The organism is Pseudomonadota bacterium (genome assembly GCA_038533575.1).
Taxonomy (GTDB): Bacteria; Pseudomonadota; Alphaproteobacteria; order Rhodobacterales; family Rhodobacteraceae; genus Shimia_B.
This window is the reverse complement of record JBCAYL010000002.1, coordinates 54967-76105: the sequence shown is the minus strand read 5'-3', so window position 1 is coordinate 76105 and position 21139 is coordinate 54967. Positions and strand designations below refer to the sequence as shown.

Annotated in this window: 17 protein-coding genes; 10 read left to right on the top strand and 7 right to left on the bottom strand. The window is 62.4% G+C overall.

Going from position 1 to position 21139, the window contains the following annotated elements:
• Positions 1-102 precede the first annotated feature (102 nt).
• The 4 genes from AAFM92_12325 to AAFM92_12310 form a co-directional block, all read right to left on the bottom strand.
• Positions 103-1293, bottom strand: a complete 1191-nt coding sequence (locus AAFM92_12325; protein MEL7301161.1) for an acetolactate synthase large subunit — start codon at positions 1291-1293, stop codon at positions 103-105.
• On the bottom strand, positions 1176-1652 hold the full coding sequence (locus tag AAFM92_12320; GenBank protein MEL7301160.1) for a thiamine pyrophosphate-binding protein: 477 nt from the start codon (positions 1650-1652) through the stop codon (positions 1176-1178). The genes AAFM92_12325 and AAFM92_12320 overlap by 118 nt, the downstream gene beginning before the upstream one ends.
• A 108-nt stretch (positions 1653-1760) precedes the next feature.
• Entirely contained in the window at positions 1761-3149 is a 1389-nt protein-coding gene (ahcY, locus tag AAFM92_12315) for an adenosylhomocysteinase (protein MEL7301159.1), read from the bottom strand.
• A 117-nt stretch (positions 3150-3266) separates the two neighbouring features.
• A complete protein-coding gene (locus tag AAFM92_12310; protein MEL7301158.1) occupies positions 3267-3596 on the bottom strand; it encodes a hypothetical protein in 330 nt (109 codons plus the stop codon).
• 249 nt (positions 3597-3845) lie between these two features.
• On the opposite strand from AAFM92_12310, the gene AAFM92_12305 reads away from it, so the two are divergent.
• Positions 3846-4424 carry an HD family hydrolase gene (locus AAFM92_12305; GenBank protein ID MEL7301157.1) on the top strand — a complete coding sequence of 193 codons (579 nt, stop codon included), beginning with the start codon at positions 3846-3848 and terminating at the stop codon, positions 4422-4424.
• On the opposite strand, the gene denD is transcribed toward AAFM92_12305, so the two are convergent.
• Entirely contained in the window at positions 4414-5388 is a 975-nt protein-coding gene (gene denD, locus AAFM92_12300) for a D-erythronate dehydrogenase (GenBank protein MEL7301156.1), read from the bottom strand. The two genes, AAFM92_12305 and denD, sit on opposite strands and share 11 nt — an antisense overlap.
• A 162-nt stretch (positions 5389-5550) precedes the next feature.
• Between denD and AAFM92_12295 the strand changes: the two genes are divergently transcribed.
• Both AAFM92_12295 and AAFM92_12290 read left to right on the top strand, forming a co-directional pair.
• A complete protein-coding gene (locus AAFM92_12295; protein MEL7301155.1) occupies positions 5551-7341 on the top strand; it encodes an IlvD/Edd family dehydratase in 1791 nt (596 codons plus the stop codon).
• Positions 7342-7351: 10 nt separating this feature from the next.
• On the top strand, positions 7352-8296 hold the full coding sequence (locus tag AAFM92_12290) for a 2-hydroxyacid dehydrogenase (protein ID MEL7301154.1): 945 nt from the start codon (positions 7352-7354) through the stop codon (positions 8294-8296).
• On the opposite strand, the gene AAFM92_12285 is transcribed toward AAFM92_12290, so the two are convergent.
• Positions 8293-8844, bottom strand: a complete 552-nt coding sequence (locus tag AAFM92_12285; protein ID MEL7301153.1) for an ActR/PrrA/RegA family redox response regulator transcription factor — start codon at positions 8842-8844, stop codon at positions 8293-8295. The two genes, AAFM92_12290 and AAFM92_12285, sit on opposite strands and share 4 nt — an antisense overlap.
• Before the next feature lie 75 nt (positions 8845-8919).
• Positions 8920-9495: an SCO family protein gene (locus AAFM92_12280; protein ID MEL7301152.1), complete on the bottom strand. Its 576-nt coding sequence runs from the start codon at positions 9493-9495 to the stop codon at positions 8920-8922.
• A gap of 155 nt (positions 9496-9650) precedes the next feature.
• Between AAFM92_12280 and AAFM92_12275 the strand changes: the two genes are divergently transcribed.
• The 7 genes from AAFM92_12275 (at position 9651) to addA (ending at position 21120) form a co-directional block, all read left to right on the top strand.
• On the top strand, positions 9651-11108 hold the full coding sequence (locus tag AAFM92_12275) for an ActS/PrrB/RegB family redox-sensitive histidine kinase (GenBank protein MEL7301151.1): 1458 nt from the start codon (positions 9651-9653) through the stop codon (positions 11106-11108).
• Between the two features lie 94 nt (positions 11109-11202).
• On the top strand, positions 11203-12789 hold the full coding sequence (locus AAFM92_12270) for a PAS-domain containing protein (GenBank protein ID MEL7301150.1): 1587 nt from the start codon (positions 11203-11205) through the stop codon (positions 12787-12789).
• A gap of 47 nt (positions 12790-12836) precedes the next feature.
• Entirely contained in the window at positions 12837-13304 is a 468-nt protein-coding gene (tsaE, locus tag AAFM92_12265) for a tRNA (adenosine(37)-N6)-threonylcarbamoyltransferase complex ATPase subunit type 1 TsaE (protein MEL7301149.1), read from the top strand.
• Positions 13301-14308 carry a phosphotransferase gene (locus AAFM92_12260; GenBank protein MEL7301148.1) on the top strand — a complete coding sequence of 336 codons (1008 nt, stop codon included), beginning with the start codon at positions 13301-13303 and terminating at the stop codon, positions 14306-14308. Before tsaE ends, AAFM92_12260 begins: the two co-directional genes overlap by 4 nt.
• A 26-nt stretch (positions 14309-14334) precedes the next feature.
• Entirely contained in the window at positions 14335-14958 is a 624-nt protein-coding gene (locus AAFM92_12255; protein MEL7301147.1) for a nucleotidyltransferase family protein, read from the top strand.
• On the top strand, positions 14906-17815 hold the full coding sequence (gene addB, locus AAFM92_12250) for a double-strand break repair protein AddB (GenBank protein MEL7301146.1): 2910 nt from the start codon (positions 14906-14908) through the stop codon (positions 17813-17815). The genes AAFM92_12255 and addB overlap by 53 nt, the downstream gene beginning before the upstream one ends.
• On the top strand, positions 17812-21120 hold the full coding sequence (gene addA, locus AAFM92_12245) for a double-strand break repair helicase AddA (protein ID MEL7301145.1): 3309 nt from the start codon (positions 17812-17814) through the stop codon (positions 21118-21120). The genes addB and addA overlap by 4 nt, the downstream gene beginning before the upstream one ends.
• The last annotated feature ends 19 nt before the right edge of the window (positions 21121-21139 follow it).

Genomic DNA, 21139 nt, shown 5'->3' with positions numbered 1-21139 from the left:
CCCTCGTTGTAAACCTTCTGTTTGAGGCGTATCCGCCTGCAAAATCTTTGCCGAAACAGCGATCGATAAACAATGATAAAGACATGACATAGCAGCGGCGCCCTAAAGCACGACCTCGATCAGCGACGGCCCGCTGATGTTCGCTGTTTCATCAAGCGCTTTTTCAAGGCTCCGAACGGTCTCTACGCGCGTGGCCCGCACACCATGACCCTCCGCAAGCTTGACCCAGTCGAGTGATGGATCGGTGAGATCGAACATGCGCTGGGCGTTGCGTCCTGGCGCTCCGGCACCCATCGCTGCGAGTTCCTGGTGGAGGATATTGTAAGTGCGATTGGCAAAGATGACGGCCGTCACGTTGAGCCGCTCACGTGCCATCGTCCAAAGGACTTGAAGAGTGTACATCGCGGATCCATCGCCGATCAAGGCGAGTACGGGCCTGTCTGGGCAGGCGATCGCAGCACCGAGTGCCACTGGCAGGCCCCCGCCAATCGCACCGCCCATCGCACCATTCAGAAGATCGTGGCGCCGTGCTCCCACACTCTGTGCGGCGAACGTGCGGCCAGAGGTGATAGCCTCGTTCACCACGATTGCGCCGTCCGGGATCCAGCGAGAAATGACGGTGCAAGCACTCTCCGCGGAAAGAGGGCCGTCGGCAGGCGCGTCCGGGAGGGCGAGCTCTCGAAGCCCGGTCGGCTGCGTGCTCCCGAGGGCATCAGCTATTGCGTCGAGCGTGTAGCGGGCATCCATGTCGGGCATGCAAAGCTCCACCACGTCGCAAGCCGGGTCGGTAGGCAGCGACAGTTTGCCGGGATAGGCAAAGAAATTCACCGGTGGCTTCGCGCCGATGCAGACAATTGTCTCCAGCCCTCGCAGCATGTCGCCGGCGAGATCCCCTGCATAGGGCAGCTGTTCGACGAGGGGTGTCCCGACGCCGCGCTCGAGCCTGCTCACAAAGAGTGGCGCGATAAGCCGCGCGCTGGCTTTTTCGGCAATCCCCCCAGCACGTCGCAAGCCTTCACCGTAGGCTGCCTCGCCGCCAATGAGCAGCGCGGTGTTCGGCGCCTTCAGAGCCTTTACCGCAGCAGAGATATCTTCTTCGCTTGGTCGCTCCAGGGCTGAAACAGTGCCTGTTTTGGCCGGAGCTCCCTCGCCCCACGCCGTATCCGCCGGCAGGATCAGCGTCGCAAGGCGGCCATTCCCACTCCGCGCTGCTGCCACGGCTTCAGCGCCGTCCTGGGCGACCGAGGCCGCATCCGTGACTGTCCGAGTCCAATAGGAAATCGTGTCGCTGATCCCTGCGGTATCGCCCTTGAGCGGACTGTCATAGGCAAGGTGATGCGCGCATGTTCGCCCATCACGTTGACAATGCCCGAACCCGCCTTCCGCGCGTTGTGCAGGTTGGCGAAGGCATTTCCGAAACCCGGCGCGAGATGAAACATTGTGGCCGCCACCTTCCCGGACATCCGGAAATAGCCATCGGCAGCACCCGAAGCGCCGCCTTCAAAAAGGCAAAGCACACAGCGCATGTCTGGGTGACTGTCCAACGCGGCGACGAAATGCATCTCCGACGTACCGGGGTTTGCAAAGCAGAGGTTCACACCTTCCGCCAGAAAGGTCTCCACGAGGCTTTCGGCCCCGGTGCGTGCGGCCATGTCGGGCTCCTTCGTCATCGGAGCCGACGCTGACGGAGGACACGCGGCAAGTCAAAGCCCGCCGCGAATTGATCCAAGAGCCGAGCCGATCCTCGACTGTCCACGCTGTCAGTAGCGATAATGCTCTGGCTTGAACGGCCCTTCGATGGTCACACCGATGTAGTCGGCCTGCGTCTTGTCGAGCTCGGTGAGCTTCACCCCAATCCGGTCGAGATGCAGCCGCGCCACCTTCTCATCAAGCGCCTTGGGTAGGATGTAGACGTCATTGCCGTAGTTGTCGCCGTTTTGCCAAAGCTCGATCTGCGCGAGCACCTGATTGGTGAACGAGGCCGACATCACAAAGGACGGATGCCCCGTCGCGTTGCCGAGGTTCAGGAGACGCCCTTCGGAAAGCAGGATGATCCGATTGCCCGAAGGCATCTCGATCATGTCCACCTGCTCCTTGATGTTGGTCCACTTGTGGTTCTTGAGCGAGGCAACCTGAATCTCGTTGTCGAAATGGCCGATGTTTCCCACGATCGCCATGTCCTTCATCGCGCGCAGGTGCTCGATGCGGATGACATCCTTGTTGCCGGTTGTGGTTACGAAGATGTCGGCGGTTTCCACGACGTCCTCGAGCGTGGTGACCTGAAAGCCGTCCATCGCAGCCTGCAGGGCGCAGATCGGATCGACTTCGGTGACGATCACGCGCGCACCGGCCCCTGCGAGAGATGCCGCGGAGCCCTTGCCGACGTCGCCATAGCCCAGAACAACGGCGACCTTGCCTGCCATCATGGTGTCCGTTGCGCGACGGATCCCGTCCACAAGGCTTTCCTTGCATCCGTACTTGTTATCGAATTTCGACTTTGTGACGCTGTCATTCACGTTGATTGCCGGGAACGGCAATCCGCCGTCGCGCTTGAGCTGATAAAGCCTGTTGACGCCCGTCGTCGTTTCTTCGGAGACGCCCTGGATCTGCTCCTTGATCTTCGTGAACCAACCGGGCGACGCTTCCATGCGTTTGGCGATCTGCGCCTTGATCACGGCTTCTTCTTCCGACTGCGGCACGGGAATGATTTCTTCCCCCGCTTCCGCACGTGCACCGAGCAGGACGTAGAGCGTCGCATCGCCACCATCGTCGAGGATCATGTTGGGGCCGTCATCGAACTGGAACGAGCGATCGAGGTAATCCCAGTGCTCTTCCAGCGTCTGCCCTTTGACAGCAAAGACCGGCACACCTGCCTCGGCAATCGCCGCCGCGGCGTGATCCTGCGTCGAGAAAATATTGCAAGATGCCCAACGGACATCGGCGCCCAGCGCCGTGAGCGTCTCGATAAGAACACCGGTCTGGATCGTCATGTGGAGGGACCCGACGATACGCGCGCCCTTCAGGGGCTGGGCCTCGCCGTATTCCGCCCGTGCCGCCATGAGGCCGGGCATCTCTGTCTCTGCGATATCGAGCTCCTTGCGGCCATAGCCGGCGAGCGCGATGTCTTTGACAACGTAATCCTTGGCCATGGGGCCCTCCTCATCTCACAAGCGCATAAACACTTTAATCGACGGGGCGATACCAGCCGTCAGAGCGGGATACAACTTGGGAAGAGGGCCTCGAAAAATGCTCGAGGCGCGACTGGCCTAGCCCGGCACGCCGACCGGCAACATGCTTCTCTCATGCCAGTCCGTTCCGGCGCCAACGATGCATGCCACCCCGTTGGTTTCAGTGACGATGATCGTCCATGTGCCCTTGTCGTCGGAGGCAAATACTTCGAGGATCTGCTGGGTGCCCTGGAAGCCGCTACCAACAGGGGTTTCGCCGTAATCCATCGCGAGGGACGTGACGATCAAGTCCCGAGGTGCGCATCTGTTCTCAGCGCTGATGTCTGCGAGTGCAGGCGAAGAAAGGAAAGTCGATAGAGCGGCTCCCCCAAGTAGGACGGGTACGACCCGAGTGAGGTTCTTCTTCATTTTCGGCTCCCATTTCGGGCTTGCTCGAGCTTTTCGCCCTGAGCAGAGACGTGGCTTTGCGCCTCCCCATGGCATTTAACCTAGCTCCTTCGCCTCGAAGTCCCGCGCGATTGGCTATAAAATCCTAGGCGGAGAGTATGCACTCGTGCACCTTCCGGAAATCTTGTTCGATGCCCGCAGGTTGCGTCTGATCACAGGAAACTGAAAATGACAGCTGGTCCACGTGGAAAGCCTCGCGCATGGCAGCGGATGCTATCGGGACGGAGGCTCGATCTCCTCGATCCCACGCCGCTTGATATCGAAATCGAAGATATCGCCCACGGGCTCGCCTTCGTCGCGCGGTGGAACGGCCAGACATTTGGCGACTATGCGTACTCCGTCGCCGAGCACTCCATTCTCGTGGAAGACATCTACACACGCCTTCAGCCGTCAGCGCCAGTGAAGTGGCGGCTGGCCGCGTTGCTCCATGATGCCCCTGAATACGTGATTGGGGATATGATCTCTCCGGTGAAGGCGGCTGTGGGGCCCGGCTACGGCGAACTCGATGCGCGGCTTACGGCGGCGATCCACCTGCGTTTTGGGCTGCCCGCTGCCGTTCCGGCCATGGTGAAGAAGCAGATCAAGAAAGCCGACACAATCAGCGCGTACCTCGAAGCCACGCAACTGGCCGGATTCGAAGAGAAGGAAGCAGCAAAATTCTTCGGCAGACCCAAGCCTGAAATCGTCGATGGACTGGTGCTCACGCTGCGCCCGCCTGTGGCGGTCCGCGAAGCCTATGTCGCGCGCCATGACGCGCTCACAGCCGAGCTTGCAAAGGTCACGCCTTAACCAGATCGTCGGCGATATAGGTTTCTATGATATCGTCGAAGCTCTCTTCGGCGACAAAACCGAGCACCTTCGCGCGCACTGGATCGAAACGCTGCGGCCAGAGCGCGACGATCCGCATGATCGTCTCGTCCGGCTCCGGCTTGATGAGTTTCGTCACCTTTTCCCCGGCCACGCGAGAGAGCGCTTCGATTTGTTCTGCAACCGTGACGCTCACACCCGGCAGATTGAGAGCGGTCCGACCCCCGAGCTTCTCCGTGTCGATACCGGCTGCGTGGCGCAAGAAGCGCGCGGCGGCGCGCGGCGATGCATGGGTATGGCGCACAGTCTCAGGAACAGGGAGAGATGCGAGCTGACCGTTGAGGGGCTCCCGAATGATCCCGGAAAAGAATGAAGATGCCGCGGCGTTGGGCTTTCCGGGTCGCACGCAGATCGTGGGAAGACGCAAGCTTACCCCGTCAATGAAGCCCTTGCGGCTGAAATCCTGAACGAGCATCTCGCAGCTGGCCTTTTGTGCGCCGTAGCTGGTCTGCGGAGACGTGAGAAACTCATCGTCGATGACCTCTGGGTAAGGGCCTCCGAACACGGCGATGGACGACGTGAAGACGAAGCGGGGCCTGTATGTGCCGCCGCTCCTCTCGTGCTCGGCGCGAAGCGCCTCGAGAAGCCTCCACATCGGCCAAAGATTCACGTCCCAGCCTTTTGAGAAGTCGGCCTCCGCCTCCCCCGAGACCACCGAGGCAAGCTGGTAAATCACGTCATAGCGCTGCGCTGCGATCTCGGCCGCAGTGGTCGGGTGCGTGATATCCCGAATGTCCTGCCGCGCAACGGGCGCCGGATCAGTTGGATATCCGACGTCACAGGTCGTGATGTCCGGGGAGGGATCGTTGGGGAGGCCGTCCGCCAAAAGGCAGCGCGCGAGCTTCTGACCCACCATGCCACCGCCGCCCAGTATCATCACCCGCATCTCGATGGCCTTTCCCTGCCCCGTGGTCTGACGGTACGCTACCGAGGCCGCGGTGCGGCGTCAGCCCGAGAAATCGTGGAGTGACTTCCTGATATGAGCGGTGCAGAGGAGCATTGGGCTGAAACGGGCACCTCGGGACAGCGACGCTAGGAGATACCAAGCATGATCGACAAGAAAGACCTCCGCTCGCGACAGTGGTTCATGAACCCGGACAACCCGGAAATGACGGCGCTCTATCTCGAGCGGTATCTGAATTTCGGCATGACGCAGGAGGAACTCCAGGCTGGCAAGCCGATCATTGGTATCGCGCAAACCGGAAGCGATCTCAGCCCGTGCAATCGACACCACATCGAACTCGCCAAACGTGTCCGCGACGGGATCATTGCCGTCGGTGGCACATGCATCGAGATCCCGGTTCACCCGATCCAGGAAACGGGCAAAAGGCCCACGGCGAGCCTCGATCGCAACCTTGCCTATCTTTCCCTGGTCGAGAGCCTCTACGGATATCCCATCGACGGGGTCGTTCTCACCATTGGCTGTGACAAGACCACGCCCGCGCTCCTGATGGCTGCAGCGACGGTCAACATTCCTGCCATCGCACTTTCCGTGGGGCCCATGCTCAATGGCTATTGGCAAGGCAAGCATGCGGGCTCCGGTACGGTGATCTGGAAGGCCCGGGAGCTCATGGCCGAGGGCAAGATCGACGGTGACGAGTTCCTCGAGATCGCGGCCTCTTCCTCGCCCTCTGTGGGCTACTGCAACACGATGGGCACGGCTACGACCATGAATTCGCTCGCTGAAGCGCTGGGCATGCAGCTGCCGGGCTCGGCGGCCATCCCCGCGCCCTACCGCGAACGTGGGCAGATCAGCTACGAGACGGGCAAGCGGATCGTGGACATGGTTTGGGAGGACCTGCGCCCCTCGGATATCATGACCCGTGAGGCCTTCGAGAACGCAATCGTGGTCAACTCGGCCATTGGCGGGTCGACGAACGCGCCGATCCATTTGAACGGGATCGCGCGCCATCTCGGTGTCCCGTTGAGCAATGATGACTGGCAGGCTCTGGGGCATCACATTCCGCTCCTCGTGAACCTGCAGCCGGCTGGCAAATACCTCGGCGAGGATTATCAGCGCGCCGGAGGTGTTCCCGCCGTGATGGGCGAGCTTATCTCCGCAGGGCTTCTGCCCCATCCCGACGTTCTCACTGCCAATGGCAAAACCATCGCTGAGAACTGCTCTTCCGCCCGCACGGGGAACCCTGACGTCATCATGACAGTCTCTAACCCGCTCGTTGCCGAAGCCGGCTTCATCAACCTGACGGGCAATCTCTTCGATAGTGCGATCATGAAGACCTCGGTGATCTCGGAAGAATTCCGTCAGCGTTATCTCTCCGATCCGAAGGATCCGATGGCCTTTGAAGGGCGCGCGGTGGTCTTCGACGGCCCGGAGGATTTCCATCACCGGATTGATGACCCTGCAGAAAACATCGACGAGCGCTGCATCCTCTTCATGCGCGGCGCCGGACCGAAGGGGTATCCCGGCGGCGCCGAGGTCGTGAATATGCGGGCACCATCCTACCTCCTCAAAAAGGGCATCCACGCCCTGCCTTGCGTCGGCGATGGACGGCAATCCGGTACGTCGGGCTCGCCATCCATCCTGAATGCGGCGCCCGAGGCCGCGGACAATGGCGGCCTCGCTTTGCTCAAGACCGGCGACCGCGTCAGGATCGATCTAGCCAAGTGCACGGCCGACATGCTCGTTCCGTTTGAGGAGCTTCAGGCGCGCGCGGCGGCGCTCGCGGAGGCGGGCGGCTACGCGCATCCCGAGAGCCAGACGCCCTGGCAGCAATACTTCCGGGAGCTGGTCGGCCGCTTCGATGAGGGCATGACGCTCCGAGACGCGGCCGGGTACCAAGACATCTCGCGCAAGGGTCTGCCGCGAGACAATCATTGAGAGCACGACCATGACCGAATGCCTGATTTACGGTGAGGTGACGGAGGCCATGGCGCACGCTCTGGCGCCACACATGACGTTGGTTCCGCGCGAGGGCCTCGATCTCGCTGCCGAAGGTGGCCGGTTCGCATATGTGCTCACGAATGGTGGTCTCGGCATCAGTCGCGAGGACATGGCGGCGCTTCCACGGCTCGCGCTCATCTCCTGTTACGGCGTCGGCTACGACGCGATCGATGCCAGGGAGGCAGCGCGGCGCGGGATCATCGTCACCCATACCCCGGATGTGCTCAATGCCGAGGTGGCCACGACCGCACTCATGCTCATGCTTGCCTGCTACCGGGAGCTTCTGCGAGACGACGACTGGGCGCGATCCGGCAACTGGTCCGCGAGAGGGGCGGCCCCGCTCACGCGCAGCGCCGACGGGCAGCGCATCGGTCTCGTGGGGATGGGCCGCATCGGACAAGAAATCGCGCGCAAGCTTGCGCCCTTCTCACCGGAAATCCACTATCACAGCCGCGCGCCCAAAAGCGTGCCGTTCATCTTCGAGCCAAACCTTCTGGAAATGGCGCAGAAGGTGGATTGCCTCATCGTCATCGTCCCCGGTGGACCGGAAACGCGCCACCTCGTGACCCAAGAGGTGATCGAGGCCCTGGGGCCTGAGGGAACGCTGATCAACGTCGCACGAGGGTCAGTCGTGGACGAGGCTGCCCTTGTAAGGTGTCTGGAACAAGGGAAGCTCGGGTGGGCGGGGCTCGACGTGTTCGAGGCCGAGCCGAGAATACCAGATGCTCTGAAAGCGATGCCGAACGTCGTCCTTCTGCCGCATGTCGGCAGCGCGACCGTGGAGACCCGCGGGGCCATGGGGCAGCTCGTGGTCGATAACCTCGTGGATCACCTCATTAAGGGCACCGTGCGTACGCCAGTGCCCGAGAGCAAGAGCTTGCTGCCCAGTTAGCGGGGAGAACGCTTCGCGAGGATCCGCTGGAGCGTGCGGCGGTGCATGTTCAGGCGGCGCGCCGTCTCGGACACATTGCGATCGCAGAGCTCATAGACCCGCTGGATATGCTCCCAACGCACGCGATCTGCGCTCATCGGGTTCTCCGGCGGCGGGGGAAGCTCGTCTTCTTTGGCCAACAAGGCGTCGGTGATGTCGCCTGCGTCGGCGGGCTTCGACAGGTAGTTCGTCGCACCGATTTTCACGGCAGCGACGGCCGTTGCGATTGCACCGTAACCGGTCAGCACGACGATCTTGCTTTCGGGGCGGCGTTCACGAAGCGTCTCAACGACGTCGAGGCCGTTGCCATCTTCAAGGCGCAGATCGATGACAGCGTAGGCCGGGGGCCGCGCGGTCGCTATGGCCTTGCCTGCCACCACCGAACCGGCCTGCTCCACGGCAAAGCCTCGCTTTTCCATGGCTTTCGCCAGGCGCTTCAGAAACGGCTCGTCATCATCGACGAGCAGAAGGGTTGGGTCTGGTCCAAGGTCGACAGCAGTCTCGGGCATCTGCGATCCTCTATGTCATCGGCTTTGCGGCTGGATCACATATGAGCCGATTGTCGCGGACGTCAATTCGCTCGCCTAAGCGAGCGTGTCCACGACACAATCAATCTGTTCTGCCATGTCCTCCGGAGACATGTCCCGGCGGAAGAAAGTCACGAAGCCTTCTTCCGGATGCATGAGATAGGTGAGTGTCGAATGATCCATGAGGTAGAAGTCAGGATCATCCCCATCGACCTTTCGGTAATAGGCCCGGTAGGCCCGCGCTGCGTCGGCCACTTGCTCCTCTGAACCAGTGAGGCCCGTCAGGCGCGGGTGAACCCACTCCGTGAACTCGGCAAGGTATTCGGGCGTGTCGCGCGCCGGGTCGATCGTGACGAAGAGGCCATCGATCTCGGTGCCCATATCTTCCTCGAGAATCTCCATGGCGATGGCGTTGCGATTTACGTCCATCGGGCAGACATCGGGGCAAAACGTGTATCCGAAATAGACGAGTGTCGCGCCGGTGATGACGTCGTCCTGCGTCACCGTCTGTCCCGTTTCGCTGACGAGCTCGAAGGGCCCTCCTACATCTCCGCCAGCAACCGAAGAGCCAAGGCACGCTTGCAAGTCATTCGACGGCGCCAGGACGGTCGCTGCAAGAAAAGAGCCGCCCACCAAGAGACCCGCCACTCCGGATGCTATTGCTGCTACTTTCGCGCTCACCTCGGTGCTCTCCCTTTTGCCAGCTACCCTGCTATGTAGGCAGATAGTGCCGGAATTTACTGAGGCCCGACGTCACATCTGATTGAATTGCAGCGGGTCCGCAGCCCATGACAGACATCAACGCTTCAAACAACACAACGCACAACGCCGCCGGCAGAGATCGCGCGCGCCCGCGCAATGTCAGACCCGAAGCCTCTCAATTTCCGACGATCTCTCCCGGCGACGAGCGACGGAACTGGATCCGTCTGCGCACGCTCGTCGTCCTGCGCTGGGTTGCCATCGTGGGGCAGCTGCTCGCCGTCACCATCGCCCAGCGCATCTACGAGCTGCAGTTGGAGATCGGGCTTTGTTACCTCGCGATCGGCATGTCCGTATTCGCCAATCTCACGGCCGTCTGGATCTATCCCGAAAACAAGCGCCTCACGGAGATGGAGACCTTTCTCTTCCTCCTGTTCGATCTCATCCAGTTGGGCTTTCTTCTGACCCTCACCGGCGGGCTCAACAATCCCTTCGCGCTGCTCGTGCTTGGCCCAGTCACGATTTCGGCCACCGCCTTGTCCCTTGGACCTACTCTCATTCTCGGCGCAGTGGCCTTCACCGCCGTAACGTTTGCAGGGCTATTCCACCTGCCGCTGAGGTCCGCCGACGGGTTTGTTCTACAGGTTCCCGGTCTCTTCATGGTCGGATTCTGGGCCGCAATCGTCGTCGGAGCGATCTTCATTTCGGCCTATGCGCGCCGTGTCACGGACGAGTTGCACACCATGTCTCGTGCGTTGCTCGCAACCCAGATGGCCCTGTCGCGGGAGCAAAAGCTCACCGATCTGGGAGGTGTGGTTGCCGCGGCGGCCCACGAGCTCGGCACGCCACTGGCCACCATAAAGCTCGTGTCGAGCGAGTTGATGGAAGAGCTGCCAGAGGGCGATTTGCATGACGACGCAGCCCTCATCCGCACCCAGGCGGACAGATGTCGCGATATCCTTCGATCCATGGGAAGGGCCGGGAAGGACGATCTGCACCTGCGCTTCGCGCCTTTCGAGACCGTCGTGCGCGAGGCCGCCAGCCCCCACACTGATCGAGGCGTGGCGGTAGACTTCCTCTTGTCGCCCTCCGCAGACGCGGCGCTCGAGCAGCCGCAGATCAGACGTCATCCGGAGATCATCCACGGCGTGCGAAACCTCGTGCAAAACGCGGTGGATTTCGCGCACGAAAAAGTACGCGTCGAGCTCGCCTGGGGCAGCCGCTGGGTCTCGATCCGAATCAGTGACGACGGCCCGGGCTTTTCGGCGCAGGTGATTGGGCGCTTGGGCGATCCGTTCACGCGGGCCCGCCGGCGCGCACAGAGCTCTGACGCGAGGCCGGGCTATGATGGCATGGGGCTGGGCCTTTTCATCGCGAAGACTCTGCTGGAGCGCACGGGCGCGGAACTCGCATTCAACAATGGCACGCAAGACGACGGCTTTAACGGGGCGCAGGTCACCGTGAGCTGGCCGATGGATGCAGTGGCGCAACGTGGCAAAGAGGCCGCCACGTCCGCACTCGGGCCAAACGAACCCATCGCACCATGAGGGGCCAGCGAAACTGGTTACCAACCGTTAGGCGAGCTTAACGAGAAATTAACTCTGTTTCCCCAATCTGTTGGGCGGGAAGCGGAGGGCCGATATGGCGCAGGTGATTCTAGAATATGCGATGGTGGTGCTATTGGCGGGGGTCATCAGCATCACGGCGGTGTTGCTGTGGGCGCGGCTTGCGCCGGACCCGGATCAGGTCGCACGGACAGCGCTCCGGAACGCTGATCAGCAGGTCATCTTTCTCTTCGATGAAGAGGACCTAGTCGACTGCACCGCGCCGGCTCGCCGGATCATGAATGATCTCGCGACCGGAGGGAGCGACCTCTGTCGGCTTCTAAGGGGCCAGGCGAGACGCTTCCCAGGCCTTCCAAGCCTCGAGAAGATCAAGGGCGGGGCTTTTGAGGGAACCGTCCGTGGACAGGCGCGAGACCATGATCTGCGGATGCGCATAGACCAATGGGACGGTTTCATCCGGGTCACCCTCGTGCATCACGGCGATGTGGATGAAGGCATTCAGTCCGACGATGCCTATACGCAAATGCGGCACGGTGACGAACTCGCCATTCTGCGGACAGTCACGGACGAAGCGCCCTTGCTGCTCTGGCAAACCAACTCTGCAGGCGAAATAGAGTGGGCCAACGAGACCTATCTCACCGTTGTGGATGCCGTCGGAGAGGCCGATCGAATGACGTGGCCACCAACCGCCCTGTTCCCGGAGCTCCACAGCGCCCCGCCGACCGCCGGGAAAACGGCAAGAGCAATGATCGACGCCAGCGATACCGGCGCCTCTCTGATCTCCAGGAGCTTTGACGTCCATTGCGTGGAGCGCGGAGGACGCTTCAACTTCTTCGCCTTTCCGGCGGATGGCTTGGTCAAGGCAGAAGCCTCGCAGCGCGAATTCGTCCAGACGCTGACAAAGACATTCGCCCAGCTTTCCATCGGGCTTGCCATCTTCGACAAGGACCGGCGGATGGCACTGTTCAACCCCGCGCTTCTCGACATGATGCGCTTGCCCGTGGAATTCCTCGCGCAGCGACCGACCCTGCAAGCGTTTCTCGACCGACTTCGCGCGGATAGCCTTCTCGCGGAGCCGAAAGACTACAAAGCGTGGCGCAGCCAGATCGTGGAGCTTGAGGCCCAAGCGCAGGAAGGCTCCTATTGCGAAACATGGAACCTCCCGGGTGGCATTACCTTCCGCGTCACTGGAAGGCCGCATCCGGATGGTGCCATCGCGTTCCTTTTCGAAGACATCAGCGCGGAAGTCTCACTCTCCCACCGCTTCCGCTCAGAGATCGAGCTTGGCCACGAAGCGCTCGATGCCATCGAGGAAGCGATCCTCGTCGTGAACGGTGTCGGCATGGTCACGCTGAGCAACCGAGCCTACCGCGCGATGTGGCAGGACGATGCCGACGAGGGGCTCGTTGTGTCGCGGCTGCGCGATGCCGCTGACCGCTGGAGAGCCTGCGGAGGCGACCGCCCGACATGGGACGCCCTCGTCGACGCCATCGAACGGCGCAACGGCGCCACGACGTGGAGCGGCCAGATCACGACCGATGACGGGCGGCGGATCGCCTGCAGGACCCAACGGATCAGCGGCGGGTCCACCCTCGTGGGCTTCTCAACCCTTGGAAAGTCTCGGCCGGTCTCCAGCAAGCGGGAAGTGGTCACAGCGTGCTGACCTGAGGAAGCGGTTGCGTGGGCCTCTCGCGTGGATAGTCTGCGGCCATGCCCGTAGCCGAAGCAAACAAGAACGCCATCCAAATCTCACTTCCCAGTCTTGCCGCGACGGAGACACTGGCAGAAACGGTCGGGTCGCGTTTGACGGCGGGAGACTGTCTTCTCCTCGAAGGAGATCTCGGGGCCGGGAAAACCGCGTTCGCACGGGCACTTATTCAATCCTTGCTGACCGTACCCGAGGACGTCCCGTCACCCACGTTCACACTCGTCCAAACCTACCAAACGCCGCACTTCGACATTTGGCATTGCGACCTCTACCGGCTTTCCAGCGCGGACCAGCTCGCGGAGCTTGGCCTTGAGGAGGCATTTTCAACAGCCGTCACCCTCATCGAATGGCCGGACAGGCTCGGGAGCCTGGCACCAGCTCACGCCCAGCTCTTCAGGCTGAGCATTGAAGGGCATTCGGCCCGTCTCCTGACGATTGTCGGGGACGAGCGATGGGACGATCTCGCATGAACAGAGACGCGCGCGCCGCAGCCTTTCTGGCCGAGACGGAATGGAAGGGCGCAGAGCTAGTGACCCTCGCCGGTGACGCGTCAAACAGGCGCTATTTCCGGCTGAAGTCCTTCAAGGGCCATCCAGCCGTTCTCATGGACAGTCCGCCAGACAAGGGCGAGGACGTCCGTCCCTTTATCAAGATTGCCCGGCACCTTTCGAGCCTCGGTCTGTCAGCACCACGCATTTTCGCAGCGGATGAGACGGCGGGGTTCCTGCTGTTGGAAGATCTCGGAGATGCGCTTTTTGCCCGTGTCGTTGCGCGCGACCCGGGCAAAGAAGCCCGCGTTTATGACGCTGCCATCGAGGTGCTCGCGTCACTCGTCGCTGCTCAAGTCCCTGATGGCGTTGCCCCCTATGACGCGGCCAGCATGGCGCCGCTCGCCGGTCTGGCGGCCGAATGGTACGTCAATGCCCCCACCGCGCGGCAGGAGCTCGAAGCGGCCTGCATGAAAGCCCTTCAGGAGACCGAGAGCTCGAGGACGACACTAGTCTTGCGAGACTATCACGCCGAGAACCTGCTCTGGCTGCCCGAACGGCAAGGCTTGGCGCGCGTAGGGCTCCTCGATTTCCAGGACGCACGTGCGGGCCAGCCGAGCTATGATCTCGCCTCTCTTGTTCGAGACGCCCGGCGAGACGTTTCGGAGCCTGTCGCCGAGGCAGCCTTCCCCCGCTTCGCTTCGCTGATCGGAGTGGAAGACGAAGCTCTCCGAAGCCAGTTTGCTGTCCAGAGTGCTCAGAGGAACCTACGGATCATGGGCGTGTTTGCGCGTCTTTCGCTTCACTTCGGCAAGCCTCACTACATCGACCTCCTGCCGCGGGTTTGGAAAAACCTGCTGACCGACCTCGCTCATCCAAGCCTCGAGGAGCTCCGCAGGGTTGCGCTCGCGATCCTGCCACCGCCCTCCCAAGCACACCTCTCAGATCTGAAGGCCCGATGCGGAACGATCCCAGAGCTTGCATGATCTTTGCGGCAGGGCGTGGGACGCGGATGGCTCCGCTCACCGACGCACGACCAAAGCCCCTGATCGAGGTTGCCGGTCGCACGCTCCTCTCCCACGCGCTTGAGCCCGCGAAGGAAGCGGGGCTGGCCCCCATAGTGGTCAACGCGCACTACCTCGCCAGCCAGATCACGGCCGCGCTGGCGCATGATAACGTCTCGGTCATTGAGGAGGACACGCTTCTCGAGACAGGAGGAGGCCTCAAGAATGCACTCAAGCATCTGGGGTCAGGGCCTATCTTCACCATGAACTCGGATGCCGCGTGGGATGGACCCAACCCATATGAAATTCTCCGCGATCATTGGCGCGACGGGCTTGAGGCCCTGCTTCTGTGTGTCCCGGTTGAGCAAGCGTATGGCCGCACGGACCATGGTGACTTCAGCCTCAGCCCCGATGGCCACATCAAGCGGGGGCCGGGCGTCGTCTTCACCGGTGCACAGATCATCAACGGAGATGTCGTGGCCGCGGAGCCGCGTGATGTCTTTTCCTTCAATCACCTCTGGGACGAGATGATCGGGCGAGGCACGCTGCGGGGCGTCAACTATCCCGGTAGGTGGTGTGATGTGGGCCGCCCCGCATCCATCCCGCTCGCCGAGGAAATGCTTCGTGTTTGAGGCGAAGGTCTACGGCGTACCGCCGGGAGCGGATTATCCGGCGGCAGTCGTGGCTGCGCTGAGGGAACGTGTGGCCGCGCCCGAGGACTGGCCAAGGATCACGTTGGTGGCGAATTCGGGCCGAATGCTCACGCGCCTCCGAGATGTTTTCGAGGCCGATCCCCCACAGCTTCTTCCGCGGATGTCGCTGATTACGGATATCCAGACTCTGGCGCCCGGTGTGCTGCTGCCGATGCAACAGGGACAGATGGCTGAGCGTCGTAGGTTGGATCTCGCGCGGCTCCTCTTGCCCATCGAGGGGATGGGCGCACCGGCCACGGCCTACGATCTCGCCGGCACCCTGGCCGCACTACTGACCGAGATGGAGGAGGAAGGGGTAAGCTTCCCGGAGCTCGAGGCGCTCGATCTCGGCGCGCATAGTGAGCATTGGAAGCGCGCCCTCGCCGTGGCTAAGATTGCTGCGGATTTTGAAGCCCGTGAGGCCCGCGTCGGCCTCCGCGCCCAGGTCAACGCTTTGGTTGCGGCCTGGCAGCGAAGCGCGCCAATCGGGCCCATCGTGGCCGTGGGGTCCACCGGATCGCGAGGCCCCACCGCACTTCTGCTCAAGGCCATCGCCGCACTCCCTCAGGGGGCAGTCATGCTTCCCGGTTTCGACCCGATGACACCTCAACGTACGTGGGAGGGTCTTGATCGCCGACAGGATGAGGATCATCCGCAATACCGCTATGTCGCTTTGCTGAAAGCCATGGGCATCACAAAGGATGATGTCACAATCCTCGGCGCTGAACCTGACAAAGCGCGGTCAAAGGTCTTGTCTCTCGCACTCCGTCCCGCGCCAGTGACGCACCAATGGCTGGATGAAGGGCCCACGCTCGGCTCTCTGAGTTCGGCGACTGAGGGACTGACGCTTGTCGAGGCGCGGGACCAGCGGGAAGAAGCCAACGCCATTGCGCTTCGATTGCGCCAGGCCGCCGACGACGGCACCGCAGCGGCGCTGATCTCCCCGGACAGAAGCCTCACACGGCGCGTGGCGGCCGCGCTCGACCGGTGGGGCATCGTCGCCGATGACTCTGCTGGAACACCGCTCTCGCTCACCGCCCCCGGCCGGTTACTCAGACAACTGGCCAGCCTTGCGCGACAGAAGTTATCCGCCCAGAGCCTCATCGCGCTTCTCAAGCACCCCTTGGTCGCCACGGGCAATGACGCGCGCGGACCTCATTTGCTGATGACCCGCGCCCTCGAGCTGCACTTGCGGCGTCGCGGTCCGCCTTTTCCGGATGCCTCGCACATAGCGGCTTGCGCTGCCGAGGATGAACGTCGCGCAGATTGGGCTGCCTGGCTGACCGCCGTCTTGAAAATTCCGCAGATGACAACGCTCCCGGACTTTCTCGGGTGGTTGCGCCACGCAGCAGAAGCGCTCGCCGCCGGCCCTCATGGAGCTGGTCAAGGGGCGCTGTGGGAGGAGGCAGCTGGGCGCGCCGCAGACGCCCTCCTCACCAAGCTGGAAGCCCTCGCGATGGATGCCGACTTGCTCGAAGAAGTCGATCCTTTGACGCTGCTGACCCAAGCCATGGCTGCGGAGCCGATGAACATTCAGAACGTCTCCCATCCCGGCATCATGATCTGGGGAACGCTTGATGCGCGTGCCCAGGGAGCTGATCTTGTGATCCTCGGCAGCCTCAACGAAGGCAGTTGGCCGGGGCCCGCGGCGTCGGATCCCTGGCTCAATCGAGACCTGCGCCGCACGTTGGGTCTTCGGTCTCCTGAACGGCAAGTGGGGCTCTCGGCCCATGATTTTCAACAAGCGGCATGCGCCCCGGAAGTATGGCTGACACGCGCGACGAAATCCGACGATGCTGAGACGGTCCCATCCCGTTGGCTCAACCGGTTGATGACATTGCTGAAGGGCCTGCCGGCGCAGAATGGACCGCGCGCGCTTGAGGAGATGCAAGCTCGGGGCGCGCATTGGACAAGGCTGGCACGCAGGCTTGATATCGCGCCGCGCGTTCCGCCAGCCCCGCGCCCGGCACCGATCCCTCCAGTGCCGGTGAGGCCGCACAAGCTGTCAGTCACCGAGATCAAAACCCTGATCCGGGATCCGTACGCGATCTACGCCCGGCATATCCTTCGCCTCAGAGAATTAGACCCTATTCAAGCGGAACCGGACGCACTTTTGCGAGGCACGGTACTTCACAAGGTCATGGAACGCGTCATCGCTGACGGGCTCCCAGAAAACAGGGACGAAGCCATAGACGCACTCACTGCAAAAGCGGCGGAGGTCCTCGCGGCCAGCGTTCACTGGCCTGCGGCGCGCGCCATGTGGCAAGCGCGTCTGGCGCGGGTGGCACCTTGGTTTGTGGCGACGGAAGGGAAGCGGCAGCAAGGGGTGTCCCGATTTGAGCTGGAGACGAAAGGCGCGCTGAAGCTCGCCGCGGTGGACTTCCTTCTCACCGGCGAGGCTGATCGCATCGACATCGCGGAGGACGGGAGCGCGCGCATATATGACTACAAGACCGGCAAACCTCCGAGCGACAAGCAGCAGAGGATCTTTGACAAGCAGCTTCTTCTCGAAGCAATGATGGTAGAGCGCGGCGCATTCGAAGCAGTGGGCGCCGCGCGCGTCGAACGGGCCGCCTATATCGGGCTCGGCGGAAGCCCGGAGGAGAGGGACGCACCGCTCGGCGACGAGGACACGCATGAGAAATTCATCGACCTCATTTCGCGCATGCTTGCGCCCGACCATGGCTTCACCGCGCGTCGGGCCATGGAGCGCGAAACTGACCTGAGCCCCTACGATCTTCTGAGCCGCTTCGGAGAGTGGTCCGCTGCCGATCCCGTAGAGAAAGTCCGGCTTTGACGAACGAAGCCACCAAACGACAGCTCCGCGCGGCGGAGCCCGGTCGCTCCACATGGCTCACGGCCAACGCTGGCTCCGGGAAAACGCGGGTTCTGACGGAGCGCGTGGCGCGCCTTCTGCTCGAAGGCGTCGAACCGCAGCGCATCCTTTGCCTGACCTACACGAAGGCGGCTGCGAGCGAGATGCAGAATCGCCTCTTCGCCACCTTGGGCGCGTGGGCGATGCAGCCGGAGCCAGACCTCCGCGAGGCGCTGGCTGCGGTGGGTGCCGATGAGGCGCTCTCTGCGGAGGAGATTTCACGAGCGCGGACGCTCTTTGCGCGGGCGATCGAGACGCCTGGCGGTCTCAAGATCCAGACGATCCATGCCTTCTGCGCGGCAATCCTGCGCCGCTTCCCGCTCGAGGCAGGCGTGTCTCCGGATTTCCGAGAAATGGATCAGCGGGTCGCGCATCTCATGCAGCGTGAGGTGATCGAGGTACTTGCAGAGGCGGGCTCGGCAGGCTTTTCGGCCATGGCTGCAGAGCAATCGAGCGACGATCTGGGCGCGTGGCTTGATGAGTTGCTCCGCCATAAATCGGCTCTGTCGCAGCCGAAAACGATGGAAATGCTCTGGGCAGAATTTGATCTTCCTCCCGGCTATGATTGGGCAGCTCACGCAGAGGGCGTGCTTGCGCCCGGAGATGGAGACCTGCTGTCCTCAGTATCTCGTCTCCTCGCCACGTCAGGCGCCAATGACAAGAAATTGGCGTCTCAGCTTGCGGCGCTCGATCTGTCTCAACAGACGCACGCCACTTTCGGCAAACTGGAGGAGTTACTCGTCTACGGGGCGGAGACGAAGAACCCTTTCACGCCGAAGTCCGCCCGTGTGCCGACCAAGGCCGGAAAGGACATCCTTTGCCCTGAGTTAACGGAAAGATTCCATGATCTCATGGAGCGGCTGGCCAAGGCACGCCCGCGTCGTACCGGGCTCTTGGCAGCGGCGCGCACATGGGCACTCCATGCTTTCGCGGCAGACTTTCTCCCCGCCTACGAAGCGAAGAAGGCAGAAGGAGGATGGCTCGATTTCGACGATTTGATCACCCGGACTCGGGCTTTGCTGGCGCGAAGCGAGGTCGCCGCCTGGGTGCTCTACCGGCTTGATGGCGGGATTGACCACATCCTCGTGGACGAAGCGCAGGACACGTCGCCAGAGCAATGGGAGATCATCAAGGCGCTCGCGACGGAAATTCTCGCGGGGCAGGGCGCACGGGAAGACGTGCAACGGACGGTTTTCGTCGTCGGGGACAAAAAACAGTCGATCTATTCGTTTCAAGGTGCCGATCCGCGGGCTTTCGACCGTTCGCAGGCGCATTTTGGAGCCATGCTCGAGGGTTCAGATACGCCCCTGCAAACCCTGGCGCTCGAGCATTCCTTCCGGTCCGCCCCTGCGATCCTCGATGTCGTTGACCGTGTCTTCAAGGACGGCGCGGAGCGTGGTCTCGGCCAGGAGAGCCGACACATCGCTTTCAAAGATCGGCTCCCTGGTCGGGTGGACCTCCTCACGCCCATCGAAGGCGAAACGGGAGATCCGCCGGCGTGGTACGAGGCCGTCGATACCGTGAGCGCGGAAGATCCGACGCGGAGGCTCGCGGAGGATACAGCGGCGCGGATCAAGGGTATCCTCGCCTCGGCGACACTCCCGGTCGTGGATCGAGACGGCCGACAAGACAGGCCCGCCGAACCGAAGGATATCCTGATCCTCGTCCAGCGCCGCTCTGCCGTGTTCTCCGAGATCATCCGCGCTTGCAAGAATGCAGGCATCCCCCTCGCCGGGGCCGACCAACTCAACGTCGCACAGGAGCTCGCCGTGAAGGACATCACGGCGCTTCTGAATTTCCTTGCCACCCCGGAGGACGATCTCTCTCTCGCCGTGGTGCTGAAATCGCCGCTCTTCGGATGGGACGAGCGAGCGCTGTTCGAGCTCGCGCACCACCGCGTGCAGACCTATCTCTGGCCAGCGCTCAGGGATCGAGAGCCGGATTTCCCCGAAACGGTCAGCAGGCTCCAGCGTCTGCTCTCCGCAGCAGATTTTCTCCGCCCGTTCGAGCTCATCGACCGTATCCTGACGCGCGAAGGCGGTCGGCGCGCCATCGTCGCTCGACTTGGCCCGGAGGCCGAAGACGCCATCGACGCACTCCTCGCCCAAGCCATCGCCTATGAACAGACGGAACCACCGAGCCTCAGCGGCTTCCTCACCTGGCTCGCGGCCGATGACCTGAGGGTCAAACGGGCCATTGATGGCAGCGCGAATGTTGTTCGGGTCATGACGGTCCACGGTGCAAAGGGCCTCGAGGCACCGATTGTCATTCTCCCGGATACGAGTGAGCGCCGTGCAGCGCGTCAATCCGCATTGCTTAAGGCAGAGTTTGGGCCTGTTTGGGCTCCAAAGACCGAAGACATGCCGACCGTGCTTGCGGAGGCCCGGGAGGATGGCAAAAGGCTGGCGCAGGAAGAGCGACAGCGGCTGCTCTACGTCGCAATGACCCGTGCGGAGAACTGGCTGATCGTCGGTGCCGCGGGAAAGTCCGAGAACTCGGAAACAAGCTGGCACGCGCAAATCTCAGGCGCCCTGGAAGGGCTGCCGCTTTCGAAGATCGAAGGCGGCGTCAGATATGAACCGATGCCTTGGCCCAAGGATATGCCCCGAAGGCAGGACGAAAGGGACGCTGACGCAACGCAGCTCAATCTGCCTGCGCCTGCACCCGTTCCGCCGAAAAAGCTCCTTCGCCCGTCCGATCTCGGCGGCGCGAAGACACTCGCGGGCACGGATGAGGATGCGGACGCGTTGGCGAGAGGCACGGCCCTTCACGACTTGCTCGAAACCCTTCCCCCGCTTCCACGTGCAGACTGGAAAGAGGCAGCCGAGCGAAGGGGCGCGTCGGAGATGCTCGAGGCAGCGGTGGCGATACTCGATGATCCCGTGCTGGCCCATCTCTTCGCCGAGGATAGCCTCGCGGAGGTCGACGTGACGGCGCAGCTACCGACCTTCCCGGGCCAGACCCTGCGCGGAAGCATCGACAGGTTGGTGATCAAGCAGGATCACGTGCTCACCGTGGATTTCAAATCGAACCGCGTCGTCCCCGAGCATGCCGCCGACGTGCCGGAAGGCATCTTGAGGCAGCTTGGTGCCTACGCGTCCGCCTTGGAGAAGATCTTTCCTGACAAGCGTGTCGAGACGGCGATCCTCTGGACGGAAACGCGCACACTCATGCCATTGTCCACACACCATGTGCACGCAGCGCTCGCGCGTGCCGCATCGGGTTGACGACGGCCCGGGCCATTCA